Raw genomic sequence first — 4,177 nt, 5'->3', positions numbered from 1 at the left:
GCCGCGACAGTCCCTGTTGTCAGCCCGCTACACGACCCGGCTGGAGGAGATCGTGAGGGCGAGAAGTTGGTAACTTCTGTTCATGCAATTATCTCGGTCGCTCATCTTATAATTATTTATTTTACGATGCTGAACTATAATATACTACATCCCATTTCTGCCATATTTGATTATATTCAGACACCTTACACAAGGCGGAAGTCATTCAAAGTTATCGGTCTCCTAAGGGCTAAGGCGGGTCTTGTTAACTCGACCATTCGAAAGAGCAGAAATAGGGTTCGAATGGCGCTACGTTTGTGCAACTGTGGCATCAAGCAAACAGGAGCAAATGATGGCAACCGAACTTACATCAAAAAATTTGGATAATTTCCATAAAGCAGCGGTATCTCTTAAGCTATTTAGTCGAGCTGAGCTTAATGATGATAGAAACAGATCTCTAATCGAGAAACTTTACGTAGATCCTCTACCGAATGAACACGTATTTAAAACACTTTTGTCTGAAAATACGACATTTATAGTGGGTCGAAAAGGAAGCGGAAAATCAACAGTATTTCAACGTGTGCAACACGAGATACGAAAAAATAAATCAAATATCATTTCCGCCTATATGGATATTCGAAATGTTTTTGAAGCATCACAAATTGATCCTATCGCGTCAATCAGGATAGAAGCATTAGATGCAGCTATGTCCCCCGATCAAATTCAAAAATTTTTACTTTATAAAAAATTTTTCAAACTCTTAATTTCAGATATCCGAAACGAGTTAAAAGCTCAGGTTGATCAAAGCTTTCTGACCAGATTGCGGGATAGATTTTCAGGCACATCAACAGAGATATTTGCCGGCCTAGACAAAATCATTAAAAAATTAGAGTCTCCTAATTACGAAAATATTGCTGGAATAATATCCAGTGAAATAAAAATTAATGATTCTGAGAAAAAAAGCAAGAAAAAATCAGGCGGCATAAAAATTTCTGCATCCAAATCAGATATAAGTGGCGGAATAAATGCTGATTTAGAAAACAATTACTCATATGAGCATAGCAACGAAGACGTTTATACAAATATATTAATGAGGATTATGGATTTAAACAATATAATTTCAGAAATTCAGAAAATTCTTTCTTCAATCGGCATAAAGAATCTTTACATATTTTTAGACGATTTTTCTGAATTGCCACGTGAAGCAATGTATCTATTGGTAGATGCGCTAATATCACCGCTAGCTAGGTGGTCTGATTTTATAAAATTTAAGATCGCAGCTTATCCTGGGCGAGTTTATCTTGGATCTCTCGATAAAACTAAAATCGAAGAAATTCATTTGGATATGTACGGTCTATACGGAGGCGGCGGCGTTACGAAAATGGAAGACAAAGCCATAAACTTTGTTCAAAGAATAATTGAAAAAAGAATTCAACATTTCTGCAAGATAGATGCTGCAGTATTTTTTAATGTAAAGTTACCTGATTTTTGGCGCACTCTCTTTTATGCATCTATGGCTAATCCCCGCATACTTGGCCATCTTATGCTTTACGCTTATGATTCTCAATTAATTTACGACAAGAAGATTGGAATTCAGTCTATTCAAGAGTCTTCTCAAAGATATTTTGAAGAAAAAATTGCTCCTTTTTTTGAAATTGGAAAATACAACCTTAGCTTTAGAGAGCGCTCATCGATATACTCACTAAAAGACCTTCTTGAAACAATAGTTTCACGTGCTCGACTTATCAGGCAAGAAGGTTCTCGTGACAGTTCATCAAACCGAAGCCGACCTTATTCAAGCCATTTTTATGTTTCGCATGAATACGACGAACTCCTACAATCACTTGAGACGTCGTTTTTTATAACGAAATATTTTGAGCAATCAGACAGGGAGGGGGTCCGTGTCTCAATTTATGCACTGAATTTCGGCTTATGTGTAAAATATCAGATTAGTTTCGGTCGTCCAACCGATAGGCGTGAAGATAGACTATACTTTGTAGACAGAAAATTCGACTATAATAGTTTGGCGAGAAGTTATATCCAGGAAAACCAAGAAATTAAATGTCCAAGCTGTGGCACGGATTTCGAAGTATCTATGCTTCAAGCCTTGAAATTGTTTCACATGAAGTGCCCAGAATGTCAGACTGGAACTTGCACCGTTGTAAACCTCTCAAAGAAATATGGAGATGTAATTGAAACAATTAGTCCAGAACTTCTTCTTCCAGAAACTGAACTGGAAATTTTACGGACGTTATATAATGAGCAGAAACCGATGTTCGCCTCTGAAATAGCGGGAGATCTCGATTGTTCTGGCCAACTCGTTGGGCGGCGTGGAAAGCATCTGGCTGAACGAAATTTGGTAGATCGAAGTGCGTCTGGGCAAGTTTACAGTTATAATCTTACAACCCATGCAAAATCTGCTTACTTCAGCGACCCATCCTCGTTAGATCTTAATATTAAAACTGATGATATCTGATATATAAGCAATCGCAAGAGCACTGTTTTCTTCATGCGGTCGCTCTTGCAAATCAATTAGGTAAACACGTCAAGGTTAAAATGGGAACTTAGAACCTCGAAGGCAGTTAACGACACGCACATACGTTGCGAGATGACGTCATATTCTTCCCTGTTGGTTGAAAAAATGCCTTTTTTGTAATAGTATTTTTTATTCTTTCTTGGAGCCTACGAATGGTCGGATCTTCGCTCCAAAGCAGAGCGTAACATTCGAGATCAGCACCTCGACACGTGCTGCCAGCGCCGTCCGGTCCCCCTCAATTCGAGCGGCCACTCGCTCCCGCACGGCATCGTTCTGTCCGAGGAGCGCCCCGGCGTACCCAACCTCCCGTCCAGCCTCGGCATCAGCCAGAGCCGACAAAGGCACAAACTGGACCGGGACATTCATGGTCTGACCTTTCGTCCGGATGGCATCTGCCTGCAATCCAAAAACCGGCAGAGCCGACGACGCTGAAATGGAGAACGATCCCGACTGGCTGAAGCTGCCCGACAGATCCATCCTCACCGCCCCGGCAATCATCGCGACAACCGGGTCAGACGTCTGCTGCGCGCACTGGAGCGTCCGGACGTTGGCATCGAACCGGGCGACTTGATCCGCTGTCCAGTGCTGCACGCCCGAGACACTGACGACACCGGCCTTCGTCAGATCCGCCTGGACACCGGCAATGGCCTGACTGATCGTGACAGGTGCCACGGATCCTGATGAACAGCTCGCGAGCATGAGGAAGAGAAAGGCGCTATGTACCCTTCGCATATGCAGAAAGCGGCGCGGATTTTTTTCGTTATTCACGCGGCCCTCACTTCCGCCAGCAGCGCGTCGAAGTCCTCACCGGTCGGAGCTGTGCCGGGAATGCCGAGCCAGTTCTCGCGCGACAGCAGGCCATAGGCTTCATCTGCAATCCGCGTGAAAGTGCCCCACGGCATGAAGGTGCGCGTACCCCAGGTGTTGAAGAACACGCCGTCCGGGTTGTAGCCCACGAGCGCGATGGCATGGCCACCCGCAGGCGTATGGTCGGCGATGGCATCCCAGTCCCAGGTCTCGCCCAGCCCCAGATCGAGGAAGCCTTGCGGCACCTGCACACCCGTCAGCACGCCGCCCAGATAGGCAATGGCACGGCGGATGCCCACGACATCAGTCGGCGCGATGGAGCCATAGGCGGTCAGGTAATCGCGGGTCTGCCCCGGCCGGAGCAGGCCGTCACGGCGCCAGGCGTTGAGTTCGTCCAGCAGAATGGTGCCCGGATCGTACCCGGTTTCGGCATTAAAGCCCGTCAGCGCCGCATAGTTGGCCAGCACGGTTTCGGTCGACAGCATCACAAGGCTCTGCGCGGCCTTCGTCCAGGTCGCCACCAGCGCGGCGTGAGCGGCAAAGGCGCAGCAGCCGAAGCGGTCATTGCCCCACATCTGATAGGGCACATTTTGCGACCAGTCGCGGGCTGCGGGCACAGCTGGCAGACGCACGGCCAGCACCCGGCCAAGGCGATAGGTGCGCGGGTCATGTTTCGGGGCGCGCTTGCCCAGTCTTCTGTCCTGCATGGGATCTCCAGAAACAAAAAAAGAGGGGAGCAGCCGAAGCCGCTCCCCCTGGTGCTGGTCAGGATCGAGAGATCAGACGCCCTGATAGATCCGGGCGCGGATCAGCTCCGGCGACTGGAGCGGGGCGGCATAGGGTGCGGCCGTCACA

The 4,177-nt window shown here is 47.1% G+C and carries 4 protein-coding genes; 2 read left to right on the top strand and 2 right to left on the bottom strand.

What is annotated here, in order from left to right:
- Positions 1 to 366, top strand: a 366-nt coding sequence (locus JK213_RS15660; RefSeq protein WP_211571888.1) for a hypothetical protein, incomplete at its 5' end; no start/stop codon positions are given.
- The gene (locus JK213_RS15655) at positions 329 to 2,455 is read left to right on the top strand and encodes a hypothetical protein (RefSeq protein ID WP_194263501.1); all 2,127 of its coding nucleotides are present in this window, start codon (positions 329 to 331) and stop codon (positions 2,453 to 2,455) included. The genes JK213_RS15660 and JK213_RS15655, both read left to right, overlap by 38 nt.
- A gap of 189 nt (positions 2,456 to 2,644) precedes the next feature.
- Here the strand turns inward: JK213_RS15655 and JK213_RS15650 are convergent, their stop codons facing one another.
- The gene (locus JK213_RS15650; RefSeq protein WP_322783078.1) at positions 2,645 to 3,187 is read right to left on the bottom strand and encodes a hypothetical protein; all 543 of its coding nucleotides are present in this window, start codon (positions 3,185 to 3,187) and stop codon (positions 2,645 to 2,647) included.
- Positions 3,188 to 3,279: 92 nt separating this feature from the next.
- Entirely contained in the window at positions 3,280 to 4,029 is a 750-nt protein-coding gene (locus JK213_RS15645) for a hypothetical protein (RefSeq protein ID WP_194263503.1), read from the bottom strand.
- Positions 4,030 to 4,177 lie beyond the last annotated feature (148 nt).

The organism is Gluconobacter sp. Dm-44, from assembly GCF_018256175.1.
Taxonomy (GTDB): domain Bacteria; phylum Pseudomonadota; class Alphaproteobacteria; order Acetobacterales; family Acetobacteraceae; genus Gluconobacter; species Gluconobacter cadivus.
Note: the sequence above shows the minus strand (reverse complement) of the source record. Positions and strands in the feature narration are given on the sequence as shown.

Excerpts from the sequence above, each read along its gene's own strand:
- JK213_RS15655 (WP_194263501.1), top strand. The coding sequence starts at position 329 with ATGATGGCAACCGAACTTACATCAAAAAATTTGGATAATTTCCATAAA.
- JK213_RS15645 (WP_194263503.1), bottom strand. The coding sequence starts at position 4,029 with ATGCAGGACAGAAGACTGGGCAAGCGCGCCCCGAAACATGACCCGCGC.